This window comes from Micromonospora sp. NPDC050695, from assembly GCF_040654415.1.
Taxonomy (GTDB): domain Bacteria; phylum Actinomycetota; class Actinomycetes; order Mycobacteriales; family Micromonosporaceae; genus Micromonospora.
Window position 1 is genome coordinate 1 of record NZ_JBFAHZ010000030.1, and the last position, 22,539, is coordinate 22,539.

A 22,539-nucleotide genomic window follows, 5' to 3' on the forward strand; every position below is an offset into this window, starting at 1 on the left:
GGCGGGCAGCTGACCGAGAAGGTGCGGCGTCGGCCGTTCTCGGTGGTCCTCTTCGACGAGATCGAGAAGGCCCACCCGGACGTCTTCAACACGCTCCTGCAGATTCTCGAGGACGGTCGTCTCACCGACGGCCAGGGTCGGATCGTGGACTTCAAGAACACGGTCATCATCCTGACCACCAACCTGGGCACCCGCGACGTCGCCAAGGCGGTGTCGCTGGGCTTCCAGCAGTCGGAGGACTCCGAGTCCAACTACGACCGGATGAAGCAGAAGGTCAACGACGAGCTCAAGCAGCACTTCCGGCCCGAGTTCCTCAACCGGATCGACGACACCATCGTCTTCCACCAGCTGCGCCAGACCGAGATCCTCTCGATCGTGGACATCATGATCCAGCGGATCGAAGGCCAGCTGCGCAACAAGGACATGGGCCTGGAGCTCACCGACAACGCCAAGAAGTACCTGTCCAAGAAGGGCTTCGACCCGGTGCTGGGCGCGCGTCCGCTTCGTCGCACGATCCAGCGCGACATCGAGGACAACCTCTCCGAGCGGATCCTGTTCAACGAGCTGACCCCCGGTCAGATCGTCGTGGTGGACTGCGAGGGCGACCCGAACGACATCGACAACTCGCATCTCACCTTCCACGGTGCGGAGCGGAGCGTCACCGTCCCAGATGAGGTACCGGACCAGGTAACGGCCGACCTCGTTGCCGACACCGGTAACAACTGAACGATCTGACCGACGACGGCGGGGTGAGCCCTGCAGGGCTCGCCCCGCCGCCATCGATGGGTTGCCGTCCGACCTGGGTCAGCGCGGTCGGGACTCCTGGTCGGCGAGCACAGCCAGCTTATCGGCACGTACGGACTCGGCCATCTTCGTCTCGTCGAGCCAGATTAGGTAGGCGACGGGAGGACCGGAACTCCCCCACACGGCGCCGATGATGGTGGCCGTAGACCCTCCATGTGGATCCCGGAGCAGGCGGACCCGCGTCCCCGGGGCGTGACCGTCTTCGGCGATGATCAGCAGCGCGTCGAGGATCTGGCGGACACCGGTGAGCGGCAGGCCCTCCACATACGGCTCCCCCGCGTATCCCTCCCTGGGTGTCATCATGGTGCGGAACAGCGCGGCGAGTCGGATCGACTCCTGCCGGATCTGCCAGTCCGCGCTGCGTTCGGCGGCGGCCAGCGCCTCTTCGATCATCGACCACAGCTCTGCCGGCTCGCGATCGAGCAGCCGCCGCGCCTCCCGGTCCAGTTCGGCGCACGCCATGTCGAGGGCGGTCTCCTCCCCCATCTCGGCGATCCAGACGAGGTCACCGATGGCCGGCAGCAGCCCCGGTGACTCGGCCGCGACGACGACGTACAGCATGGCCAGGAGTTCCTGGCGCCCTTCACCGTGGTAGAGCGGACCGACACCGGTGCCGTCTCGTCCCCGCGTCGGCGGGAAGCGGTCGACGAGGTGCTCAGCACGGCCGTCCGGCAGGGTCGCGGCTCGCCGGTTGTCCCGCACCCGCTCGTCGAACGAACGGTGTTCGCGACGTTTGATCATCAGCTCGCGATGCGAGTCGGAGCCGACCGGGTAGATGGTCCGTCCGTAGCTGGACAGTGTCTCGCCCGGTTGCAGCCCGACTGCCTCGAGTTGCCGGGCCGCCACCGAGTACGGGACACCGGCACGGGCCGCCTGAGCCCGAATTGCCCGCTTCCGGGCACGACCTGATCGCGGAGTCCGACGGGGGTTCTGCTCATCAGTCATGACGCCTCCGGTGCAGCCCCACGCCCTCCACCGAACAGGCGGCGTGGCCGGCACGCCGAAGCTCATCACGTCTGCGCGGAGTCGGAGACTCTTGGCCCTCTGTGTGGTCAGGCGTGGGCTGTCACACCGGGCGCGGGCAGGCGCACTGCCCGCGCCCATGATATCGCGATCCGACCATGGATCAGAGGTACGTGGCCGACTATCCGCCCGCAATCGCCGACACACCTTGTCGTCGCAGGATCATCCGGAACAGCGCGTCCATCCGCTGTCGTCCTGCTTCCGGTGCGTCCGACTCGGCGAGCTTGTCAATTGCCAGCGTCAGGTGCCGCGCGGACAACTCCTCCGCCTGCCGGCGGCCACCGGCACGCTCAATGAGGTCCGCCTGGGCCTGCAGGTGTTCGGCCGTGGGCTGCCTGACCTGCTCGCCCACGAGCCTGGCCAGGTCGGTGGCCGCCGCGTTGCCCGCACGCAGCGCGAGGATGACCGGAATGGTCTTCTTGGACCTGACGAGATCACTGCGGGCGGGCTTTCCGGTCGCGGCCGGGTCGCCCCAGATGTCCTCGACGTCATTGGCCATCTGCCACGAGAGCCCGAGGTGACGGCCGGCCTGGCGCAGTGCGTCCACTGTCGCCGGCCGCGCCCCGCCGAGCACCGCACCGATCGCCGCCGCGGCCTCCAGCAGCGCCGTGGTCTTGGCGCACGCCCGCAGATAGTGATCAGCATCCACGTCGGCAGCCGACACGTGCTCCAACGAAAGATCGGAGGCCTGCCCATCGATCATCTGGTGCAGCCCCGCCAGCAGGAGATCGGCGGACTCCCTGCCCCGGGAGCTGCTGGTCGATCGCAGGATCTCGAAGGCGGTGGCGATGAGCGCGTCGCCGGCGAGGGTGGCCATACCTGCCCCGAAGACGACCCAGGCCGCTGGCCGTCCTCGCCGGAGCGCGTCGGCATCCATGATGTCGTCATGCAGCAGCGAGAAGTTGTGGATCATCTCCACCGCGATCGCACCCGGGATCCCGGTGTTCGGCTCGGCGCCGACCGCACTCGTCGACAGCAGGGTCAGGGTGGCCCGCAACAGCTTCCCGGACCCGTCACTGATCGGTGTGCCATCCGCAGTGGACCACCCGAAGTGGTAGCTCGCCAACTGGCCAAGATCCGGATGCAACCCGTCGACGGCCTCCCGTAACCCGGCGTCGACCAGATCTCGGGCACCGTCGAGGCGAGGATCCGTACCGATCCGGTGATTCTGCTGAGTCAGGCTCATGCCCACTCCCGTGTCAGCTGTCGCTGGGTCCGAGGACCCGCTCGGCCGCGATGACCAGGTAGTTGAGCGAGTTGTTCCGGTAGCCGGAGAGGAAGGGAACCTCCACACCGGTCTTCAACGCGCTGTACTCGCGCAGCTCCCAGTAGGGAATCGCCTCGGTGGTGAGGTCCAGGACACGGGACGGCACCAGACCGTTGTCGGCCAACGCCTTCAGATAGGTGCTGCGCTTGTGGATGTGGCACACGTAGTGCTCGTCGATGGCGGCGACGTCGTCCGAGTGCTCGGCCACGGCGTCGTTCTGGCACCAGGTCACCAGCACGTAGCGGCCGCCGGGGCGCAGCAGCCGGGAGAACTCCGCGAACGTCTCGTTGAGGTCCACGTACATCGTGGTCTCGTTGCTGACGATGGCGTCGAACGTACCGTTCGCGAAGGGCGTCTTCGCCATGTTGGCGTAGTGGAAGCTGACCTTGTCGGCGCACCTGCGCTGCTCGGCCAACCGCTCGGCGAACTCGATGTGGTGGGTGCAGAAGTTCACCCCGGCGACCTGGCAGCCGTACCGCTCGTGCACCATGAAGCTGGTCCCCCCACGGCCGGACCCAGCGTCCATCACCCGCGCATCGGGTGCCAGCCCGTCGAGGGCGTCCAGGACCAGACCGACCTGCTCGTTCTCCATCCGGTGCATCTCTCGCAGGATGAGCCGCTCACGGGCCTCTGGCGGGGCCTGCAACAGGTTGCGGTTGAAGTCACCGACCGCGTAGTGGTGGTGGTACAGGCCGTCCATCGCCCCCAGGAGGAGGTTGATGGGGTCGCTCTGCTTCTCCTCCCAGTGATCGTTCAGGTCCTGCTCGTAGTGATTGCGTACGACCTCGTTCTTCGCACCGACGTCGATGGACATGTCAGTCTCCTCGTTCCTGAACGGTTCGTCCGCGTGGTTCAGATGCGGATGAGGGTCTTGAGCGCGCGGCGATCGTCCATCGCCGCGTAACCGTCGGGCACATCGACGAGCCCGACGGTGAGATCGAAGATCGGGGCCGGGTCCAGTGCGCCGGACAGGACGTCGGGCAGCAGCTGCGGGATGTAGGTACGGGCCGGGGTGATCCCCCCGGCCAACGCGAGGTTGCGGTCGAACATCGCCCGCAGGTCCACGCTCTCCTGGCTGCCGTGCGGCACGCCGACGAAGCCGATACGACCACCCGGGGCGGTGACCGCCATCGCGGCGGCCATGGCATCGGCGGTACCAACCGCCTCGATGACGCTCGTGAACCCGTGGCCGTCGGTCAGCTCCCGGGCATGCTCGCTGACAGACGCAGCCTCGGCGAGGATCACGAAGTCCGCCCCGAATCGACGGGCCACCCGGGCCCGCGCACGGTGGTGACCGAAGACGGTGATCCTGGCCGCCCCCAGCCGGCGGGCGGCCAGCACCGCGCACAGGCCGACCGCACCGTCACCGACGACGGCCACGTCCGAGCCGACGTGCACGCCGGCGCTCACCGCCCCGTGGTGTCCGGTGCACATGACGTCCGACAGGGACAGGACCGCGGGCATCTGGTCCTCGTCCATCGCCCGAGGCAGCGCGACCAGCGTCGCGTCCGCGTACGGCACGGTGACCGCCTCGCCCTGACCCCCGTCCGCCCCGGGATCGCCCCAGAACCCCTTACGGGGGCAGGACGTCGGCAGACCCTCCCGGCAGTGGGCGCACGTTCCGTCGGACCAGACGAACGGGGCGAGGACCCGGTCGCCGCGGCGCAGGGTCCGCACCTCGGCCCCGACGTCCTCGACCACCCCGGCGAACTCGTGGCCGATGCGCTGGCCCGGCAGTCGCGGAACCTGCCCGCGGTACGCCCAGAGGTCGCTTCCGCAGACGCAGGCATGGGTGACCCGGACCAGGGCGTCGGTGGTGGAACGTATCGCCGCGTCGGGTACCTGCTCGACCCGGATGTCCCTCGGCCCGTGGATCGTCACCGCGCGCATCAGCCCACCTCGGCGGGGGCGGCGGCGCTGAGAATGCCCGGGAGCGCGGACACGAACGATCGGGCCTCGTCAGCGGTGAGGATCAGCGGTGGGGACAACCGCACAGCGTCCGGCTGCACGGCGTTGACGAGGAAACCGGCCTTCAGCGCCGCGCCCTCCGCCCGCACGGCGTGTGGCCCGTCGAGCAGGATCGCCAGCCAGAGGCCACGACCACGGACACCACGCAGCAGCGGATGGTCGATGCCGGTGATGCCGTCCCGCATCACGGCGCCGACGCTCTTGGCGTTGGACAGGAGATCGTCCTGCTCGATGACATCGAGCACGGCCAGCGCTGCGGCGCAGGCCACCGGGTTGGCGCCGAACGTGGAGCCATGGTCGCCCTTGGCGAAGACCGAGCCGAACCTGCCGAGCCCCACACAGGCGGCGATGGGCAGCCCACCGCCGAGACCCTTGGCGAGGGTGACCACGTCGGGACGGACGCCGACGGCGAGGTGGTGGAACCACTCCCCGGTCCGGCCGATCCCGCTCTGCACCTCGTCGAAGACCAGCACGGCCCCCGTCTCGTCGCAGCGGGTACGGGCGGCCCGCAGGTAGTCGACGGTGCCCTCGACGACACCCGCCTCACCCTGGATCGGTTCGAGGAAGAGTGCCGCGCAGTCGGGGGTGACGGCCTCGGTGAGCGCCTCGCTGTCGCCGTACGGCACGAACCGGACGTCGATGCCGAACGGGGCGAACGCCTCGCGGATCGCCGGCTTGCCGGCCAGGGCGAGCGAGCCCATCGACCGACCGTGGAAGCTCTGCCACGCGGACACCACGTAGGAGCGCCCCTTGCCCGCGTGTCGGCGGACCAGCTTCAGGGCCGCCTCGTTGGCCTCGGTGCCCGAGTTCGCGAAGAAGACCCGCCCGGTTCCGCCGAGTAGGTGCAGCAGACGCTCCGCGAGCAGCACCTCTGGCTCGTGCAGGTAGAGGTTGGAGATGTGGGCAAGCCGCCCGACCTGCCGGCTCACCGCCTCGACCAGCGCGGGGTGGGCGTGCCCGAGCGCCGAGACGGCGATGCCGGCGATGAGGTCCAGGTAGTCGCGGCCGTCCACGTCCCACACCCGGCTCCCACTTCCGTGTGAGATCGCCACGGGTGGGGTTCCATAGTTCGGCATCAAGGCGTCATCGAATCGACGCCGGAGTTCCGCCCCCATGGGTAATGCGTCAGAAGCCATCAGAGAAATGTCCTCTTCCCGATCAGACGACGCCCGTACGAGAAACCGCGCGAAAATTGTTGCCGTCAATGGGCATCTGCGGCAACTCGACCAGGCCGCCGACCCGGCACTGGCCGAGCTGGTCCGCGGCGGCCCACTCCGTACGCCCGCCGCGACCGCGCCGGAGATGCTCGTCCGGCTCCGGGGCGCGACGGCTTCGGGACACCCGGTGCCGCCGAAGCTCTGGCACAGCTGGGAGATCATCGGGTCGGACCTGCCGGAGGACCCGGCCGTGGTTCCGGTGTCCGGCAGTGTCGGCTGTTCACCCGCGGCCACCGCGGCCTGGTTGCGTACGCGCCCCGAGCCATCCCACCCGTCCCTGCGCTATCTCAACGCGGTGCAGTCCCGCTCGGGCGGACTCTTTCCCGTCGGCGCGCCGATGCCGCACTTCGAACGCTCATGGATCATCAACCTGTTTCACGTGCACGGCGTGGCATGCCAGATCCCCGAGTCCGTGCTGAGTTCGCTGGAGTCGGCGCTGGGGGACGACGGCATCGCAGCCGGGGACGGTCTCCCGGTGGACGCGGACGACACGGCGTCGGTGCTGTGGGCGTTGGACGTGCACGGCCGGGTCCACGACCTGGACCCTCTGCTGGGCTACTACGACGGCACCCGGTTCTTCACCTACCCGGAGGAACGCACTCCGTCGCCGACCGCGAACGCGCATGCCCTGGAGGCGCTGGGGCAGCGCATCTCACGTAGGGCCGGGGACGCGGGCCGGTACGAAGCTCCGGCGCGGGCCGCTCGGGACTGGTTGATCGGCGCGCAGTCGAGCGATGGGAGCTGGACCGACAAGTGGCACGGCTCCCCCTTCTACGCCACGGCGACCAGCGTCAACGCCCTGGCCACCTACGGAGGCCCGCAGGCCCGGCCGACCATCGAACGAGCCGTCGAGTGGATCCTCGACACGCGGCAGGGCGACCGGTGGGGGCACGGTCGCGGGACCGAGGAGGAGACCGCGTACGCGGCCTGGATCCTGGGCCTGAGCGACTCCGTGGAGAACCGCGCGGACATCCGGTCGGGCCTGGCTGCGGCGCGCGACACGCTGATCGGCGCTGAGGTGACCGAGCGCACGCCCGCGCTCTGGATCGGCAAGGACGTCTACACCCCGGTACGGATCGTCCGGGCGACCTGCCTCGCGGTCCTGCACAGTCTGAACAGGAACGACCATGGAAACTGAGACCCTGCTGCTACCGTGCCCGTTTCCCGAACGGTCGCATCCCGGCGCGGCCCTTGCCGCCGACCACGTCCGGCGGGTCGCTGCCGAGATCGAACTGACGGGCCCGTCCAGTGCGAAGGTGCTGCACGGGATCGCCCTGGGCGAGGCCGCGGCCCTCACCTATCCGGACACGGACCAGGAGCGTTTGCAGGTCGCCACGCTCTGGATCGCCTTTCTGGTCCTGTTCGACGACGCGTGGAGCGATCTCGTGGAGATCGACGGGGATTGGCGCCGACGAGTGCTTGCTGAGCACGCCCTCATCCACGAGGTGTTGGATGGGCGGCCGGGCGGGACCGCGGACGGACCCCTGGTACGGCTGCTCAGGCGGATCCTCGACGAGATCGAGCACCTCGACCCGGGCTTCGACACGTCCCGCCTGCGGGCGGAGATCCGCAACTATCTCGCCGCGACGCTGTGGGAGGTGGATCTCCGCAGCCGGGGCCGGATCCCCGACCTGTCGTCCTACCTGTTCATGCGCCGGGTGTTCAGCACCATGACGGTGCAGGTGGAACTGGACTACTTCGTCGACCGGCTCCACCTGCCTGAGTCCGTTCGGCAGCACCCGTGCCTGCGGCTGGTGGACGCCGCCGTCGCCGACTACGGGTGCATAGCCAACGACCTCTATTCCCTCGACGCGGAGCGCCGGGCCGGAGTCACCTCGAACATCGTGATCATCCTGGAGCACGAGTACGGCTGGACCGAGGAGCGGGCCACGGCGCACGCCGGGCGCCTGGCCGAGCAGGCACTGCTCACCTTCCAGGAGGTCAGCGAGGACCCCGGGCGCTTCGGGCTGCCAGACAGCGAGGCCGTACGGCGCTACCTCCACCACTACGAGTCGTTCATGTCGGCCGCAGTCCGTTGGCCAGCGCGTTCGGCGCGTTACCGCAGCCAGAGCTGATCGGGCCACCTCGTCGGTGGTCATCGCGAAAGGCAGGTATTTCCGTGTCCGCCACCATGCACAAGTCGGGACAATCGCCTCGGCCACCCCGCCTCCCGGCAGGACTGCCCCTCATCGGTCACGGCCTCCAGTTGCTCCGGCGGCGGCTGGAGTTTCTCCAGGAGGCTCGCCGTTACGGACCGGTGGTACGCGTCGGGCTCGGCCCCTCCACCGCCTATCTGGTCAACGACCACACCCTGCTGCATCAGATGTTGGTGAAGGACGCCGCGCTGTTCCCCCGTGGCATCCACTTCCGCAAGGCACGCGCGGTGGCCGGCGACGGGATCATCACCGCCGAGGGCCCCGCGCACCGCCGACAGCGCCGCCTGGTGCTGCCGGCCTTCAGCCGGAAGCGGGTGCACGGGTACAGCGACGTGATGCGCCAGATCGCCAAGGAGCGGATCTCGTCATGGCCGGAGGACGAGCCGATCGAACTCAAGCCGGAGTTCGTTTCGTTGGCCACGACGATCGGCACCCGAACCCTCTTCTCGACCGATCTGGGCGCCGCCGCCGTATCGGTCATCGAACGAGCACTGCCCGTGCTGACCCGCGGCGTCAGTCTGCGCGCCATGGATCCCACCGGGCTGGTGGAACACCTGCCGCTGCCGGCGAACCGTCGCTTCGAGGTCACCATGCGGGAGCTTCACCAGGTGATCGACGGGATCATCGCCTCCTACCGGGGGGCGGAGCAGCAGGGCGACGACCTGCTCTCGTTGCTGATGGTGGCGACGGACGAGGGGTCGGGTCAGGGAATGACCGACCTTCAACTGCGCGACGAGGTGATCAGCATCCTGCTCTCCTCGGCCGAGACGACAGCGCTGACCATGAGCTGGGCGTGTCACGAGCTGGGCCAGCATCCCGAGGTGTTCCGCGCGCTGCGGGAGGAGGTCGACCGGGTCCTGCCCGACGGCGAAGCCCCCCGGCACGAGCAACTGGCCGATCTTGAACTGACCCGCCGGGTGGTGAAGGAGACGCTGCGGCTGTATCCCCCGACGTACTTCCTTTCCCGCAGCGCCACGGCGGATGTCCGCCTGGGCGACCACCTCATCCCCCGCGGCAGCACGGTGTTGTACTCCTTCTACTCGCAACACCGCGACCCGACGCTGTTCCGTGACCCGAACAACTTCGATCCGGACCGGTGGCTGCCGGAGCGCGCCGCGGACGTCACCGTTGAGGCGTACATGCCCTTCGGCGAGGGTGCGCACCGTTGCGTGGGTGAGGGATTCGCCTGGGCCGAGGCCATGACCTCACTCGCCATCATCGTGGCCCAGCGCGACCTGCGGCCGGTGAATGGCGCCGCCGTGCGGCCGACCGGAACGGTCACGCTGATGCCCCGCGGCCTGTCGATGGTGCTGCCGAGGCGGACGACATGAGCGTGGACCGCAGGGTGATGGTGGACCGCGTCGCCTGCATCGGCGCTGGACAGTGCGTGATGCACGCGCCGGACGTCTTCGACCAGGACCTGGACGGCGTAGTCATGATCAGGACCACCGAGGCCGACGGCGAGGTGTGGGAGGACGTCCTCGAGGCGGCGACCCGGTGCCCGGTGAAGGCCATCACACTGCCGGGCGCATGAGCCAGAGAGGGGGAGATCCGTGCTGACGGATATCCACACGCCACAGGACCTCAAGGAGTTGACCCCTGCGGCGCTCGCCGTGTTGAGCGCGGAGATCCGCGACTTTCTGGTGACGGCGGTTTCCCGAACCGGTGGTCACCTCGGTCCGAACCTCGGTGTCGTCGAACTGACGATCGCGCTGCACAGGGTTTTCGACTCTCCGCACGACTCCCTTCTCTGGGACACCGGACACCAGGCGTACGTGCACAAGCTGCTCACGGGCCGGCAGGACTTCTCCCGGCTGCGGCAGCGCGGTGGCTTGTCCGGGTACCCGAGTCGCGAGGAGTCCGACCACGATCTCATCGAGAACTCGCACGCCTCGACGGCGCTCTCCTACGCCGACGGCATCGCCCGTGCACGGCAGATACTCGGCGTACGGGACCGCAGTGTCGTCGCGGTGGTGGGCGACGGTGCCCTCACGGGCGGGATGGCCTGGGAGGCGCTCAACAACATCGCGGGTGCCACCGACCGCCCGGTCGTCATCGTGGTCAACGACAACGGCCGTTCGTACGCGCCGACCATCGGCGGCCTCGCACGGCATCTGTCCGGTCTGCGCAGCCGCTCCCAGCTCGAAGGGACGTCACCACTCGACGAGCCGGTCATCTTCGCGCAGCTGGGCATGCACTACATCGGGCCGATCGACGGTCACGACATCGCCGCCCTGGAGGAGGCGCTGACCACGGCGAGGTCCCTCGGTGCGCCTGTGGTCGTGCACTGCGTGACCCGCAAGGGCTACGGGTACCCGCTGGCCGAGAACGACGACCGGGACTGCTTCCATGGCATCGGAGTGATCGACTCATTGACCGGACGACAGCTGAGTGCCCTCTCGGCGCCGAGTTGGACCTCGGTCCTCGGCGACGAACTGGTCCAGATCGGCGCCGAGCGTCCCGACGTGGTCGCGGTGACCGCAGCCATGCTGCAACCGGTCGGCCTGCAACCCTTCGCGGAGAAGTTCGCGGACCGCGTCATCGACGTGGGCATCGCCGAACAGCACGCGGCCACCTGCGCCGCCGGGCTGGCCCTGACCGGGTTACACCCGGTCGTCGCCATGTACGCGACGTTCCTCAACCGTGCGTTCGACCAGTTGCTGATGGACGTCGCCCTGCACCGAGCAGGCGTGACGTTCGTCCTGGACCGCGCCGGGATCACCGGCGACGACGGGCCCAGTCACAACGGCATGTGGGACCTGTCGGTACTGCACGTCGTGCCGGGCCTGCGGATCGCCGCACCGCGCGACGGAACCCGGCTACGGGCGCTGCTGCGCGAGGCGGTGGCGGTCGCGGACGCACCCACGGTCGTCCGCTTCCCCAAGGGCGCCGTGGCGCAGGACATCGCCGCCATCGAGCACATCGACGGGCTCGACATCATCGGTCGATTCGGGTCCGGTCAGGACCTGCTGCTGATCGCGGTCGGGGCGATGGCCGAGCCCTGCGTCGATGCCGCCAGGCAGCTGGCCGACCAGGAGATCGGGGTGACCGTCGTCGACCCACGGTGGGTGCGACCGATCAACCCCGCGCTGCTGGACCTCGCCCGGACGCACCGGTTGGTCGCCACCGTCGAGGACAGCCTGAAGGTGGCCGGGGTTGGTGCCGCATTCGCGCAGGCGGCGACCGACCAGGGCATCGAGGCGCCGTGTCTGACCTTCGGCATCCCCACGACCTTCCTGACGGTGGCGTCACGGTCACACCTGCTCGACGAGATCGGGTTGACCTCGGAAGGGCTGGTCACGAGGCTTCGGCGACTCGTCGCCGACCGGCTGTTGGTTCAGTAGAGGGGCGATGCGGAGATGGACGTCAGACAAAAAAGAGTCCTACTGGCCAACCCCCGAGGCTACTGCGCCGGGGTGGAGCGTGCGGTGCAGACCGTGGAGCAGGCGCTCGAGCTGTACGGCCCACCGATCTACGTGCGCAAGGAGATCGTCCACAACCGACACGTCGTCCAGGCACTGATGGCGCAGGGGGTCGTCTTCGTCGAGGAGAACGAGGAGGTACCGAGCGGAGCGACCGTGATCTTCTCCGCGCACGGGGTGGCGCCGGACGTACACGATTCCGCCTCCGCGCGGTCGTTGCGGGTGATCGACGCCACCTGCCCCCTGGTGACCAAGGTGCACAACGAGGCGCGCCGGTTCGCGTCCGAGGACTACGACATCCTGCTCATCGGCCATCAGGGCCATGAGGAGGTGCTGGGCACCGCGGGCGAGGCCCCCACCCACATCCAGGTCGTCGACACCCCTGACGATGTCGACGCGGTGACGGTACGTGACCCGGGCCGGGTGGTCTGGCTCTCGCAGACCACATTGTCGGTCGACGAGACCCAGCAGACGGTGGAGCGGCTTCGCGAACGTTTCCCGTCGCTGAAGTCGCCACCGAGCGATGACATCTGCTACGCCACGCAGAACCGGCAGGAGGCCGTCAAGGCCATGGCCGCCGAGTGCGATGTGATCATCGTGGTCGGCTCGCTCAACTCGTCCAACTCCCAACGACTGCGTGAGGTCGCGTTGGAGGCGGGGGCGGGCGCCGCGCACCTGGTCGACTTCGCGCACGAGATCTCGCCGGAGTGGTTGCGGGACGCCTGGACAGTCGGCCTCACCGCTGGCGCGTCCGTCCCGAACGAGCTGGTGCAGGACGCACTCGAGTGGTTGCGCGCCCGGGGCTTCGGCGCTGTCGAGAATGTCACGACCGCGGTGGAGAACACGGTCTTCGCGTTACCGCAGGAACTGCGTGCGGCGCTACGCCCAGGCGTCGAGCGGGGGGCCTGAAGTGACCGCTGTCAGTCTCGGTATGCCCGCCGTGCCGCCCCCGCCGCTCGCTCCCCGTCGGGCCAGTCGCCAGATCATGGTCGGCTCGGTGCCGGTCGGCGGCGGTGCTCCGGTGTCGGTGCAGTCGATGACCACCACCCTCACCTCCGACGTCAACGCCACCCTCCAGCAGATCGCCGAGCTGACCGCGTCCGGCTGCCAGATCGTGCGGGTGGCCGTGCCGTCCCAGGACGACGTCGAGGCGCTGCCCGCGATCGCCAAGAAGTCGCAGATCCCGGTGATCGCCGACATCCACTTCCAGCCCAAGTACGTCTTCGCCGCGATCGACGCCGGCTGCGCGGCCGTCCGGGTCAACCCGGGCAACATCCGCCAGTTCGACGACAAGGTCAAGGAGATCGCTCGCGCTGCCGGTGCGGCGAGGGTGCCCATCCGGATCGGCGTCAACGCCGGTTCGCTGGACAAGCGGCTGCTCGCCAAGTACGGCAAGGCCACCGCCGAGGCGCTCGTCGAGTCGGCGCTGTGGGAGTGCTCGCTGTTCGAGGAGCACGGCTTCCGCGACATCAAGATCTCGGTCAAGCACAACGACCCGGTCGTGATGATCCGGGCGTACCGGCAGCTCGCCGAGCAGTGCGACTACCCGCTGCACCTCGGCGTCACCGAGGCCGGCCCGGCGTTCCAGGGCACCATCAAGTCGGCGGTCGCCTTCGGCGCCCTGCTCGCCGAGGGCATCGGCGACACCATCCGGGTGTCGCTGTCCGCCCCGCCGGTCGAGGAGATCAAGGTCGGCAACCAGATCCTGGAGTCCCTCGGGCTGCGTGAGCGCGGCCTGGAGATCGTCTCCTGCCCGTCCTGCGGGCGGGCGCAGGTGGACGTCTACAAGCTCGCCGAGGAGGTCACCGCCGGCCTGGAAGGGCTGCCGGTGCCGCTGCGGGTGGCCGTCATGGGCTGCGTCGTCAACGGCCCGGGCGAGGCCCGCGAGGCCGACCTCGGCGTCGCCTCCGGCAACGGCAAGGGCCAGATCTTCGTCAAGGGGCAGGTCGTCAAGACCGTGCCCGAGTCGCAGATCGTCGAGACGCTGATCGAGGAGGCGCTGCGCATCGCCGACGAGATGGGCGTCGCAATACCAATCGACTGACCACCCGAGGAGAGAACCATGGCATCGTCAATCAACACCCTTTCGCCCCTGGACCAGCCCTGGTCCGACCCGATCGACGCCGAGGAACTCATCGAAGCGGCCATGGACTGGCACTTCGACCCGAGCACCGGCTCGACCTTCTGGCTGGAGCGGGCCAAGAGCTTCGAGTTCGACCCTCGGAAGGACGTCCGGTCCATCGCGGATCTGACGCTCTTCCCGAACATCGTGGACGAGCTGCGTGACGTACCGATCCGGGACCTCATCCCGCGCGGCTACGGGAACAACTACCAGCAGCCGCTCATCGCCGAGAGTGGCGGGACGACCGGGCCGCCGAAACGCTTGATGTGGATGGCCGAGACCCTGGAGCAGGCTACGGCCTGGCATGCCGCCGGCCTCGCCCAGCACGGCGCGTTTCGGCGCGGCGGAGACTGGCTCTGCATGGGGCCCACCGATCCGCACATGGCGGGCCATCTGATCCGCGCCACCGCGGCCAAGTTCGACGCGATGTGCTTCCTGCTCGACCTTGACCCCCGCTGGGTGAAGCGGTTGATCGAGCGCGGCGCGAACGACGAGGTCGCGCTCTACGTCGAACACGTCGTCGACCAGGCCGAATGGATCCTGCGCAGTCAGGACATCTCGGTGTTCTACAGCACCCCGCCACTGCTCGACGCGCTCTGCCGACGCGGCGACATGGTGGACCTGATCAACGAGCGGGTCGACGTGATCGGCTGGGGCGGCACGAAGATGGACACCGAGGTACGCAACCGCTATCAGCGTGAGGTCTTCCCCGGCGTCAAGTTCATCGGCGGCTACGCCAGCACGATGATCGTCGGCGGCATCGTCGAACGCGCCAATGGCATCGAAGGGGACTCACCGGTCTTCGACCCGCCCTCGCCGGTGACGATGTTCTCGGTGATCGACCCGGCCACCGGCACGAGCGTCCCGTACGGGCAGCGCGGCCAGGTACTCCAGCACCACATCAGCCGTGGTCTGCTCCTGCCCAACAACCTGGAGCGTGACTCGGCGATCCGGATGCCGCATCCCCGCAACAGCGGCGGTGACTCGATCGCCGATGTGCAACCGGTCACCCAGTTCTCCGGCAAGCCGGTTGTCGAGGGCGTGTACTGACATGGCGGAGAGCATCGGCTGGCTGCTGCGCGACATGCGAAAGGCCCGCAGCGGTGGTGCGGGCGCCGTCGCGCGGCGCCAGCGCGACCGACTCGCGAGAGTGGTGTCGCACGCGCGTGCCCACTCTCCCTATTACCGCGAGCTCTACCGAGGGCTGCCGGAAGCGGTCTACGACACCAAGCTCCTGCCGGTCACCGACAAGCGGAAGCTGATGGCTGACTTCGACAACTGGTGCACAGACCGGCGGGTCACCCTCGAACGAGCCCGCTCGTTCATCGACGACCCGACCCAGGTCGGCCGGCCCTTCCTCGACCGGTATCGGGTGGGCACAAGCTCGGGTAGCAGCGGCATCCGCGGCATCTTCCTCTTCGACGACCGAAGCACCGCCGTCACCAGCGCGATGGCTCTTCGCGGGTTCGGGCGGTGGCTCCGTTGGCGGGACGCCTCCCGGATCGTCGGAAGCGGGGCCCGGGTCGCCTCGATCCTCGCTACCGGCGGGCACTTCGGATCCTCGACGGTGCTGCCGCGGCGAGGCGACGGCAGCCGGATCGGCGAGCGGCGGCTCCGGGTCTTCTCGGTGTTCTCACCGCTGCCGCAGCTGGTCGCCGAACTGAACGACTTCCGTCCGGCTGTCCTGATCGGCTACGCGGGACAACTCGCCCTGCTCGCCGGCGAGCAGGAGGCCGGCCGGCTGCGGATCCGACCGACCCTGGTGGTGCTGGGCGCGGAGGGCCTGTCGCAGCCGGGGTACGAGCGGATCGCCTCGGTGTTCCGGGCGCGCATCGGTAACGGCTACGGCGCCTGTGAGTTCATGTCGACAGCCGCCAGCTGCCCGCAGAACTGGCTGCACGTCAACAGCGACTGGGTGATCGTCGAGCCGGTCGACCGCGACCATCGCCCGGTTGCGCCCGGAGAGGCGTCGCACACCGTGCTGATCACGAACCTGGCCAACGAGATCCAGCCAATCCTGCGCTACGACCTTGGTGACTCCCTGTTCGTACGTCCGGATCCCTGCCCCTGCGGTGATCCGTTCCCGGCGATCCGGGCTCGCGGTCGGGCCAGTGAAGCGCTGGTGTTCGACGACGGGCGTGGCAACCAGGTGCCGGTCGCCCCGGTCGCGCTGGCCGGTGTCATCGACCGCGCTCCGGGGTTGGAGTTGGCGCAGGTGCACCAGACCTCGCCGAGCCAGCTCAGCGTGCGGCTACGGGCGACACACCACGCCGACCTCGAGGAGCTCTGGCGGGTCGTGTACGCCGAGATCCAGACGTTCCTGCATGCCCATCAACTCGACGGCATCAGTGTGACGCGCAGCGACGAGGCACCCGAACAGTCCACTGGCGGAAAGTATCGCCTGATCATCCCATTCGCCGGGGCGCCGGACAGGTCGGAGTTGGCGAGGGCGCAGGAGAGCGAGTTCAGATGACCCACACATCGTTGGCCGACCAGACCGTGGAAGACCGGGTCGGCCTCGGCACGTACGTCCTGTCCGCAGCGGAGGCCGAAGAGGTCGCGCTGGTCGTGGACCAGTTCCGGCGCCGGGTGTCCGAGGTCGACCGGCCGGAGACGGTGACCGTCGCGCACCTGCTCCACGGGCGTCTACCCGAAGGGCTGCTGCGGGCGGTCGAGAACTTCCGTCGCTACGGCAGCTCGCATGGGGTGCTGACCATCCGGAACCTTCCCCTGCCGGCGGATCTGCCCCCCACCCCCCGCAGCGCCAATTCGGTGGCAGTGGACTGCACGCCGTCCGCCGCCCTGTTGCTGCTGCTGATGTCCCGGATGGGGGACCCGATCTCGTATGTCGAGGAAAAGCACGGTTCGCTGATCCACGACATCTGTCCCATACCCGGTGAGGAGGACCAACAGCAGAACACCGGAGCGGTCTACTTCAAGCTGCACACCGAGAACGCCTTCCACGCCAGCCGGCCGGACTTCCTCGGCCTGCTCTGCCTGCGACCCGACCACGAACGTCGCGCGTCCTCCATCACCAGCTCGATCACCGAGGCCGTCCGGCTGCTCAGCCCGGCCGACGAGGCCGTGCTCCGAGAACCACGATTCCGTACCCGTCTGGCTCCGTCGTTCTGTCGCGGCCAGGTCCACCGGCCGTACCTCGAGCCGGCGGCCGTTCTCACCGGCAGTGCGAGCTTTCCCCTGCTCACCGTCGACTTCGACGACACCGCACCGGGCGACCCGCAGAGCGCTGCGGCACTGGACGCCCTGCACGAGGCGCTGCAGGCTGTCCGACGCGAAGCCATCCTGGTCCAAGGCGACCTGGCCATCATCGACAATTCGACAACTGTCCACGGACGGGGTGAGTTCACACCCCGTTACGACGGTGCGGACCGTTGGCTGCAACGGCTCTTCGTGGTGCGGTCCCTGCGTAGCTCCCTCGATCTTCTGGATCGCGCCGACGGCTACCGGTGCAGGGCCCTGGCCGTGCCGTGACCCCCACCTGCGGAGGGGTTGGCCTCCGGGTGCGTGCGCCGGGGCGAGTAGAAGCGGGAGCGGTACGCCACCACCACCGCCTCGCCGCGGCTGCGCACCCTCAACTTGCGCAGGATCCTGGATACGTACGCTCGTACGGTCGCGGTGGTGACCGACATCGCCTCGGCGATCTCCCCAGTGGACTCACCACCGGCGAGCCGCTGGAGCGTCTCCCGTTCCCTCGGCAGCAGGGCTCGGATCACGTCGGAGCGGCTGGGACCGTCATAGCCGTTGTCGAAGCAGTCGGCCAGGTAGCCGATCATCTGCCGGGCCAGGGGGGCCGAGACGAAGGCGTTTCCGGCCTCGGCGGCCCCCAGTGCCTGGGGCAGGTCATTGGGCAGGCGGTCCCGCAGCACGTAACCGCTGGCGCCTCCACTCATGCCGTGCCATACGCTCGACCCGCTGCCGCCGATGGCGACCACCACCAGCGCGGCCTCCGTCCGGTCGATCAGCTCACCCACCGTCTGCGGGCCCTCGGCCAACAGGGTGCTGGACAGCACGAGGACGTCCGGGCGGCGCTGCCGGACCGAATCGGTCGCCTGCCCCAGGCTTTCGCCCTCGCCAACGACGTCGTGGTCGGTCAGATTGTCCACCACCTTGCGGATCAACCTACGCCCCATCGCATCGGAATCCGCGATGATCACATGCATAGAGAACCTCGCCTGGCTCGGGCTCCCCCGTGTGGGAGCGATCCGTCGGATCTTGATCGGACTTGCGCTCTGTACCGCGAGGACGGGCAGCGTGCCTTCGCTTGAAATGACCGGCGCCTCGGTCGCGGCTACGCGGCGATTGGTGGCGGACCTACGGCGGCGATGAACGATGGAAGCTGGGTCCAATAAAAAACCGACCTCCCGGTTTTGTCAACACCGCCCGTGAAGGAACGTCACGGAGAGTCATCGACGGCTCGGTCGACAATTGGGCCAACCGAGACGTGATCGACATTTGCGGCATTCTCCAGCCCAATAAATCCATCGGCGGTATAATGCCTTTGAGCAACATCAATAAGTTACCGGGGGGATTTCCATGAGTCAGCAAGTTGATGTCCCACGCCCTCTTTCGCGAGAACTCGGCCTGCCGGCGCCACCTATCCTCTCGTACGAATCCACGGTCCCGCGCTGGCTGGTCCACCGAGCAGCGGTTTCCGAGGTGCTACTGACGAGTTGGCATCGTGCCGACGATGGAACGTTCGCCTGCGGGGTCCAGTGGCCCCGAGGCCACAGCCTCTACGCCGGCACGAGCGCCGAATTCGACGCCCTGGTGATTGTCGAGACCGTTCGACAGGCGGGCATTCTGGTCGGCCACGAAGGATACGGAGTCCCGCGCCACAACCCCTTTATAATGCGGCGTCTGCGTTGGCAGCTCATCGAACCCCTCGTCCACAGCGGGGATCACCCGTTCAACTGTGTGGTCACCGTGCGGGGCATGGACGCGCAGATACGTCCGAACGGCGCGGCCGCCATCAGGTTCGAGTTCGAAATTCACCGTGACGCACGCCCGATCGCCTCGGCGACCGGCTGGACCCGCTGCGTCAGTCCCGCCACCTACCGGCGGTTGAGGTGGGGTGGGGGCGGCCCCAGGCTGGCACTACCGCAGATCTCCCGGCCCGTGGAACCCACGTCGGTCGGTCGCGGCGATCCGCGTGATGTCGTCGTTGCCGGAAGTCCCCGCGACGGCCTGGAACTGAGAGTCCCGATCGACCACCCCGTCTTCTTCGACCATCCCCTCGACCACGCGCCGGGGATCATGGTCTACGAGGCAATGCGCCAAGCCGCCTGCGTCACGTCGGGACGCCAATTCTCCATGGTGGGCGCGGACGTCGACTTCACACACTTCATTGAACTGGACCAACCGTGTCATATTTCGGTTTCGCTGAAACCGAGGTCCGGCAACACGAACGCGGACGTCCGTTTCTCGCAGAATGAACGAACCACCGCCCACGGTGTCGTCATGCTGGCTGAGCAATAGACGCCGAATGCGTCTCCTCAGCCATCTTGAGCAGATCCGGCAGTCTGGGAGCGGGCACCAGGCCGGGAAGAAGAATGCGCCACATCTGCGCGACCGTGTCGTTCAGCCTGGGCCGCTCCTCAAGCACCTGCGCCAACACCTGGAGACCCGTGAATGAACCTACGATGAAATGGGCGATATCGGTGGTATCGACCGTCGGGTCGATGTCACGCTCTTCGACGGCGCGGTCCAGAAACTCCCCGGTCATGGCAATCCAGTCCAGGTAAGGAGTTCTTCCGTCATGCTCGAGGGAGCCCCGCTCCAGGGTGAGCCGAATGCCGCCGCGAATCACCGGATCCCTGGTCATCTGGGTGGCGAGGGCGTGCGAGAGCTTGATCATCGCGGTCAGCGCGCGAGTGCCGGGCGCCGCCGCCCACTCGGCAATTTTCATCCAGGTAACGTGCTGCAACTCGACGACGGCCTGCGCCAACTCTGCCTTGGATCCAAAGTGGAAGTACAGAGCGCCTTTGGTCACTGCCGCCTTGGCGATGATGTCGCCGAGGCTCGTCGACTGGTAGCCGAACTGGTCGAACACGTCCGCGGCTGCCCGGAGGATCGCCGCTCGTGTCTGCTCGGCCCGTGCCTGCCTCACCATAGGCGACATCCTAGGGATTCACGTGGTGCGGCGGCCATGGTCAGCCGGTGACCGGCTTCCGGACCGTCGCAGACCCGAAAGTTCGACGGGTGCTGCTAACCGGTTCCACCGGATTCATCGGGTCGGCGATTCTGGCAGCGCTCCATCGGCGCCGAACGCCTGACATCCGCGTCCTCCTGCGTCCTCGGCACACCAACCCGCCCACCGCAGCCGTCACCGTGGTCTCGGCCGATCTGGCCGACCCCCGCACGATCGCCGGCATCTGTGACGATGTCGACCTAGTCATCCACGCCGCCTCATACATTGGGCCGGACCCGAGGCGGTGCGCCCTGGTGAACGAGGAAGGCACCGCGAACCTCGTCAGGACCGCCGTGCAGGCGGGCATTGGTCGCCTGCTGTACGTCAGCACAGCGGCGGTCTACGGCACCGGACCACATCGTGGAGCCGTCGAGGGCGCGTTGACGCCGTCGCCGTCGTCGCCGACCAGCACAAGTCGCCTCGCCGCCGAACAATCGGTCAGGTCGGCCGGCGGCGTGGTGCTCCGGCCGCACCTCGTCTACGGGGCCGGAGACCGCTGGGTCCTGCCCTCGCTGGTAGCCCTCCTGAAAGCCCCTGGTCTGATTGATGGTGGAACGGCCAAGATGTCCATGATCTCGGTGCGTGATCTGGCCCGCGTGGCCCTGGCGCTGGCGCTGGACCGGCCGAAATTCCCGCACGGCGCGATGTACCACGCGAATCACCCACGCCCGGTCAGCCTCCGTGAGGTCATCGAGGCACTCGCGACCTGCCTGGGCGTCAGCGCACCCGGGACCAACCTGTCTCGTGCAGCGGCCTCCGCCGCCCTCCCACACCTACCTGCTCGCGTCCTCGATCTCGCAGCCACCGACCACTGGTACGACTCGACGAGGATCTGGCGGGACGCTGGCTGCCAGGCCGGCCGCCCCCCGCACCAGGACCTGCATGACGCGACGAACTGCTGCTTACCGCGTTGCTGACAGGCCGGCAATCGCGGAGACCCGGGGCTCTCTCGCTAACGGCACGGCGAGTTCGGCATCAACCGCCTCCAACGCCACCGCGCCGCCGCCACTCCCAACGCCATCGAGAGCGTCAACGCTCGGATCCGCCGCGCCGTGCGCGCCCGCGGCCACTTCCCCAACGAGGGCGCCGCCCTCAAATGCGTCTACCTCGCCGTGATGAGCCTCGACCCGACCGGGCAGGGCCCGCGACGGTGGACGATGCGCTGGAAATCCGCTCTGAACGCCTTCGAGATGGCCTTCGAAGGACGCCTGACCGCGGGCCGAAAGTAGCCCTCAACAACCTGGGTTACACCGTTCGTTTGACAGACCCGCTGCAGCCGCGCTGCTACGTCGCCGGCGAACCAGGAGTAGAGGTCGCTGTCCGGGTCGAGGCCGGCGCGGATCGCGTCGCGCCAGTCCTGCCGATCGAGGACCGCGAGGTACTGCCGCACCAGCTCGTCTCGGTGCTCTGCAGTGCATCCGGATCGTTCCGGGCCTTCTCCGTCAGGTGGTCCGCGATGACCGCCGCGTCGACGTACCTACTCACGGTCGGCGCCTGCCGGACGAGGTGAGCCACGTGGGCGGCGAGCACGGCCGATGCCGGCGGATAGTGCTCCAAAGTCATGCCCATGCCACCGCAGTCCGCCATGATCCTCAACAGCCGGCCCGTGTGATCGACCAGGTCATCGTCGACCTCGCTGCCGATGATGCCTCATGGAGATGGGCTGTCGTGGCGACCTTGCCCGCGAAGTAGCCGTTGAGGAAGTCGCCGTCGCAGGCATGACGTCGCAGCCACTGACGGGAGGCGGCGGCACCGTGGCGGCAGAGCGCCTCGATGACGTACACCCTTCCCCAACCGGTAACGCGTTGGGCCAACCACAACAGGGCTTGTCCGCCCTCGCGGCGACGTTGTAGCGCCTCGGCGGCCAGCGGCCCAAACCGGTCCGACAGCAGGCCGATCGTCTGGATCAGCGGAACGTCGTTATCTGCCCAATCGGTGGCGAGCAGCGCCAGCCCGACTGTCGCGGAACATCGATCAGTGCTGTGCCGCACCAGCCACCGGCCGGTTTTCCGAACCCGCTGCCGATCCGCGCGCAGGGCTGCCGCTGCGATGTGCTCGTTCCGATGGATCGGGACATCGACGTCACAGAACGCGTCAACGAGTTCGTTCGGTGGCGCATCGGCCGTGCCGAAGTGCGCGTCGAGAATGACGGCAACGTCAGCACCGTCGAGTCGCCGATCTCGCCGGGTTTTCGATCGACGCCGCCGCGGGTGACGCTCGTCGTCCGGATACGGCTCGCCGTCACGCGGAGGAGGAGATCCCGGATCTGGCCGATGCAGGCGCAGGGCGTGGTCGAACAGACTGATCTGGGGTCCGAGCGATCCAGGCTCGGTTGTCACGCTCACGGGCGGA

The 22,539-nt window shown here is 68.2% G+C and carries 22 protein-coding genes and 1 pseudogene; 15 read left to right on the plus strand and 8 right to left on the minus strand.

The features are described from left to right. On the plus strand, positions 1–726 hold a 726-nt coding region (locus tag AB0H52_RS21175), incomplete at its 5' end, for an AAA family ATPase (RefSeq protein WP_357949433.1). Between the two features lie 78 nt (positions 727–804). On the opposite strand, the gene AB0H52_RS21180 is transcribed toward AB0H52_RS21175, so the two are convergent. The 5 genes from AB0H52_RS21180 to AB0H52_RS21200 all read right to left on the minus strand — a co-directional run bounded on the left by AB0H52_RS21180 (position 805) and on the right by AB0H52_RS21200 (position 6,198). After that, positions 805–1,749, minus strand: coding sequence for a hypothetical protein (locus AB0H52_RS21180; RefSeq protein WP_151492952.1), 945 nt, complete (start codon positions 1,747–1,749; stop codon positions 805–807). 199 nt (positions 1,750–1,948) lie between these two features. Beyond that, entirely contained in the window at positions 1,949–3,013 is a 1,065-nt protein-coding gene (locus AB0H52_RS21185; RefSeq protein WP_151492953.1) for a polyprenyl synthetase family protein, read from the minus strand. 13 nt (positions 3,014–3,026) lie between these two features. Beyond that, complete coding sequence (locus tag AB0H52_RS21190; RefSeq protein ID WP_151492954.1) at positions 3,027–3,908, minus strand: class I SAM-dependent methyltransferase; 882 nt, start codon at positions 3,906–3,908, stop codon at positions 3,027–3,029. A 38-nt stretch (positions 3,909–3,946) separates the two neighbouring features. Continuing rightward, positions 3,947–4,984 (minus strand): alcohol dehydrogenase catalytic domain-containing protein, encoded by a 1,038-nt coding sequence (locus tag AB0H52_RS21195; RefSeq protein ID WP_151492955.1) that lies wholly within the window; start codon positions 4,982–4,984, stop codon positions 3,947–3,949. Further along, the gene (locus AB0H52_RS21200) at positions 4,984–6,198 is read right to left on the minus strand and encodes an acetylornithine transaminase (protein WP_357949437.1); all 1,215 of its coding nucleotides are present in this window, start codon (positions 6,196–6,198) and stop codon (positions 4,984–4,986) included. The genes AB0H52_RS21195 and AB0H52_RS21200 overlap by 1 nt, the downstream gene beginning before the upstream one ends. Before the next feature lie 7 nt (positions 6,199–6,205). Between AB0H52_RS21200 and AB0H52_RS21205 the strand changes: the two genes are divergently transcribed. From AB0H52_RS21205 to AB0H52_RS21250, 10 genes are read left to right on the plus strand one after another with little or no spacing between them, the layout of a single operon-like run. Beyond that, on the plus strand, positions 6,206–7,417 hold the full coding sequence (locus tag AB0H52_RS21205; RefSeq protein ID WP_357949440.1) for a prenyltransferase: 1,212 nt from the start codon (positions 6,206–6,208) through the stop codon (positions 7,415–7,417). Further along, complete coding sequence (locus AB0H52_RS21210; RefSeq protein WP_151492061.1) at positions 7,407–8,354, plus strand: hypothetical protein; 948 nt, start codon at positions 7,407–7,409, stop codon at positions 8,352–8,354. Before AB0H52_RS21205 ends, AB0H52_RS21210 begins: the two co-directional genes overlap by 11 nt. A 56-nt stretch (positions 8,355–8,410) precedes the next feature. Continuing rightward, complete coding sequence (locus tag AB0H52_RS21215; protein WP_225854718.1) at positions 8,411–9,766, plus strand: cytochrome P450; 1,356 nt, start codon at positions 8,411–8,413, stop codon at positions 9,764–9,766. Then, positions 9,763–9,969, plus strand: a complete 207-nt coding sequence (locus tag AB0H52_RS21220) for a ferredoxin (RefSeq protein WP_151492059.1) — start codon at positions 9,763–9,765, stop codon at positions 9,967–9,969. Before AB0H52_RS21215 ends, AB0H52_RS21220 begins: the two co-directional genes overlap by 4 nt. A 19-nt stretch (positions 9,970–9,988) precedes the next feature. Continuing rightward, the gene (locus AB0H52_RS21225) at positions 9,989–11,779 is read left to right on the plus strand and encodes a 1-deoxy-D-xylulose-5-phosphate synthase (protein ID WP_151492058.1); all 1,791 of its coding nucleotides are present in this window, start codon (positions 9,989–9,991) and stop codon (positions 11,777–11,779) included. 15 nt (positions 11,780–11,794) lie between these two features. Continuing rightward, entirely contained in the window at positions 11,795–12,766 is a 972-nt protein-coding gene (locus AB0H52_RS21230; RefSeq protein ID WP_357949445.1) for a 4-hydroxy-3-methylbut-2-enyl diphosphate reductase, read from the plus strand. Between the two features lies 1 nt (position 12,767). Further along, on the plus strand, positions 12,768–13,901 hold the full coding sequence (gene ispG / locus AB0H52_RS21235) for a flavodoxin-dependent (E)-4-hydroxy-3-methylbut-2-enyl-diphosphate synthase (protein ID WP_151492056.1): 1,134 nt from the start codon (positions 12,768–12,770) through the stop codon (positions 13,899–13,901). 18 nt (positions 13,902–13,919) lie between these two features. Next, positions 13,920–15,029, plus strand: a complete 1,110-nt coding sequence (locus tag AB0H52_RS21240) for an AMP-binding protein (RefSeq protein ID WP_151492055.1) — start codon at positions 13,920–13,922, stop codon at positions 15,027–15,029. Between the two features lies 1 nt (position 15,030). Next, entirely contained in the window at positions 15,031–16,452 is a 1,422-nt protein-coding gene (locus tag AB0H52_RS21245) for a phenylacetate--CoA ligase family protein (RefSeq protein WP_151492054.1), read from the plus strand. Continuing rightward, positions 16,449–17,471 carry a TauD/TfdA family dioxygenase gene (locus AB0H52_RS21250; RefSeq protein ID WP_151492053.1) on the plus strand — a complete coding sequence of 341 codons (1,023 nt, stop codon included), beginning with the start codon at positions 16,449–16,451 and terminating at the stop codon, positions 17,469–17,471. Before AB0H52_RS21245 ends, AB0H52_RS21250 begins: the two co-directional genes overlap by 4 nt. Here AB0H52_RS21250 and AB0H52_RS21255 read toward each other — a convergent pair. Continuing rightward, positions 17,441–18,130 carry a response regulator transcription factor gene (locus AB0H52_RS21255; RefSeq protein ID WP_357949452.1) on the minus strand — a complete coding sequence of 230 codons (690 nt, stop codon included), beginning with the start codon at positions 18,128–18,130 and terminating at the stop codon, positions 17,441–17,443. The two genes, AB0H52_RS21250 and AB0H52_RS21255, sit on opposite strands and share 31 nt — an antisense overlap. A gap of 403 nt (positions 18,131–18,533) precedes the next feature. Here AB0H52_RS21255 and AB0H52_RS21260 point away from each other — a divergent pair, with 403 nt between their 5' ends. Further along, positions 18,534–19,475, plus strand: a complete 942-nt coding sequence (locus AB0H52_RS21260) for a ScbA/BarX family gamma-butyrolactone biosynthesis protein (RefSeq protein ID WP_151493101.1) — start codon at positions 18,534–18,536, stop codon at positions 19,473–19,475. Here the strand turns inward: AB0H52_RS21260 and AB0H52_RS21265 are convergent. Then, positions 19,456–20,109 (minus strand): ScbR family autoregulator-binding transcription factor, encoded by a 654-nt coding sequence (locus AB0H52_RS21265; protein ID WP_192580515.1) that lies wholly within the window; start codon positions 20,107–20,109, stop codon positions 19,456–19,458. The genes AB0H52_RS21260 and AB0H52_RS21265 overlap by 20 nt on opposite strands. Positions 20,110–20,156: 47 nt before the next feature. Between AB0H52_RS21265 and AB0H52_RS21270 the strand changes: the two genes are divergently transcribed. From AB0H52_RS21270 to AB0H52_RS21280, 3 genes and pseudogenes are all read left to right on the plus strand, one after another. Further along, complete coding sequence (locus AB0H52_RS21270) at positions 20,157–21,104, plus strand: NAD-dependent epimerase/dehydratase family protein (RefSeq protein WP_151493099.1); 948 nt, start codon at positions 20,157–20,159, stop codon at positions 21,102–21,104. Between the two features lie 90 nt (positions 21,105–21,194). Then, positions 21,195–21,416: pseudogene (locus tag AB0H52_RS21275) on the plus strand (transposase); the annotation flags it as partial. Next, positions 21,338–21,697 carry a hypothetical protein gene (locus AB0H52_RS21280; RefSeq protein ID WP_357949457.1) on the plus strand — a complete coding sequence of 120 codons (360 nt, stop codon included), beginning with the start codon at positions 21,338–21,340 and terminating at the stop codon, positions 21,695–21,697. The pseudogene AB0H52_RS21275 and the gene AB0H52_RS21280, both read left to right, overlap by 79 nt. Positions 21,698–21,779: 82 nt before the next feature. Here the strand turns inward: AB0H52_RS21280 and AB0H52_RS21285 are convergent, their stop codons facing one another. After that, positions 21,780–22,532 carry a hypothetical protein gene (locus AB0H52_RS21285; RefSeq protein WP_357949460.1) on the minus strand — a complete coding sequence of 251 codons (753 nt, stop codon included), beginning with the start codon at positions 22,530–22,532 and terminating at the stop codon, positions 21,780–21,782. Positions 22,533–22,539: the final 7 nt, after the last annotated feature.

What these genes read in the sequence shown, in the direction of transcription:
- AB0H52_RS21220 (WP_151492059.1), top strand. Translation starts at nt 9,763, where the DNA reads ATGAGCGTGGACCGCAGGGTGATGGTGGACCGCGTCGCCTGCATCGGC.
- AB0H52_RS21230 (WP_357949445.1), top strand. Translation starts at nt 11,795, where the DNA reads ATGGACGTCAGACAAAAAAGAGTCCTACTGGCCAACCCCCGAGGCTAC.
- AB0H52_RS21250 (WP_151492053.1), top strand. Translation starts at nt 16,449, where the DNA reads ATGACCCACACATCGTTGGCCGACCAGACCGTGGAAGACCGGGTCGGC.
- AB0H52_RS21240 (WP_151492055.1), top strand. Translation starts at nt 13,920, where the DNA reads ATGGCATCGTCAATCAACACCCTTTCGCCCCTGGACCAGCCCTGGTCC.
- AB0H52_RS21260 (WP_151493101.1), top strand. Translation starts at nt 18,534, where the DNA reads ATGAGTCAGCAAGTTGATGTCCCACGCCCTCTTTCGCGAGAACTCGGC.
- AB0H52_RS21185 (WP_151492953.1), bottom strand. Translation starts at nt 3,013, where the DNA reads ATGAGCCTGACTCAGCAGAATCACCGGATCGGTACGGATCCTCGCCTC.
- AB0H52_RS21180 (WP_151492952.1), bottom strand. Translation starts at nt 1,749, where the DNA reads ATGACTGATGAGCAGAACCCCCGTCGGACTCCGCGATCAGGTCGTGCC.
- AB0H52_RS21210 (WP_151492061.1), top strand. Translation starts at nt 7,407, where the DNA reads ATGGAAACTGAGACCCTGCTGCTACCGTGCCCGTTTCCCGAACGGTCG.
- AB0H52_RS21195 (WP_151492955.1), bottom strand. Translation starts at nt 4,984, where the DNA reads ATGCGCGCGGTGACGATCCACGGGCCGAGGGACATCCGGGTCGAGCAG.
- AB0H52_RS21200 (WP_357949437.1), bottom strand. Translation starts at nt 6,198, where the DNA reads ATGGCTTCTGACGCATTACCCATGGGGGCGGAACTCCGGCGTCGATTC.
- AB0H52_RS21215 (WP_225854718.1), top strand. Translation starts at nt 8,411, where the DNA reads ATGCACAAGTCGGGACAATCGCCTCGGCCACCCCGCCTCCCGGCAGGA.
- AB0H52_RS21190 (WP_151492954.1), bottom strand. Translation starts at nt 3,908, where the DNA reads ATGTCCATCGACGTCGGTGCGAAGAACGAGGTCGTACGCAATCACTAC.
- AB0H52_RS21205 (WP_357949440.1), top strand. Translation starts at nt 6,206, where the DNA reads ATGTCCTCTTCCCGATCAGACGACGCCCGTACGAGAAACCGCGCGAAA.
- AB0H52_RS21245 (WP_151492054.1), top strand. Translation starts at nt 15,031, where the DNA reads ATGGCGGAGAGCATCGGCTGGCTGCTGCGCGACATGCGAAAGGCCCGC.
- AB0H52_RS21255 (WP_357949452.1), bottom strand. Translation starts at nt 18,130, where the DNA reads ATGGGGCGTAGGTTGATCCGCAAGGTGGTGGACAATCTGACCGACCAC.
- AB0H52_RS21265 (WP_192580515.1), bottom strand. Translation starts at nt 20,109, where the DNA reads ATGGTGAGGCAGGCACGGGCCGAGCAGACACGAGCGGCGATCCTCCGG.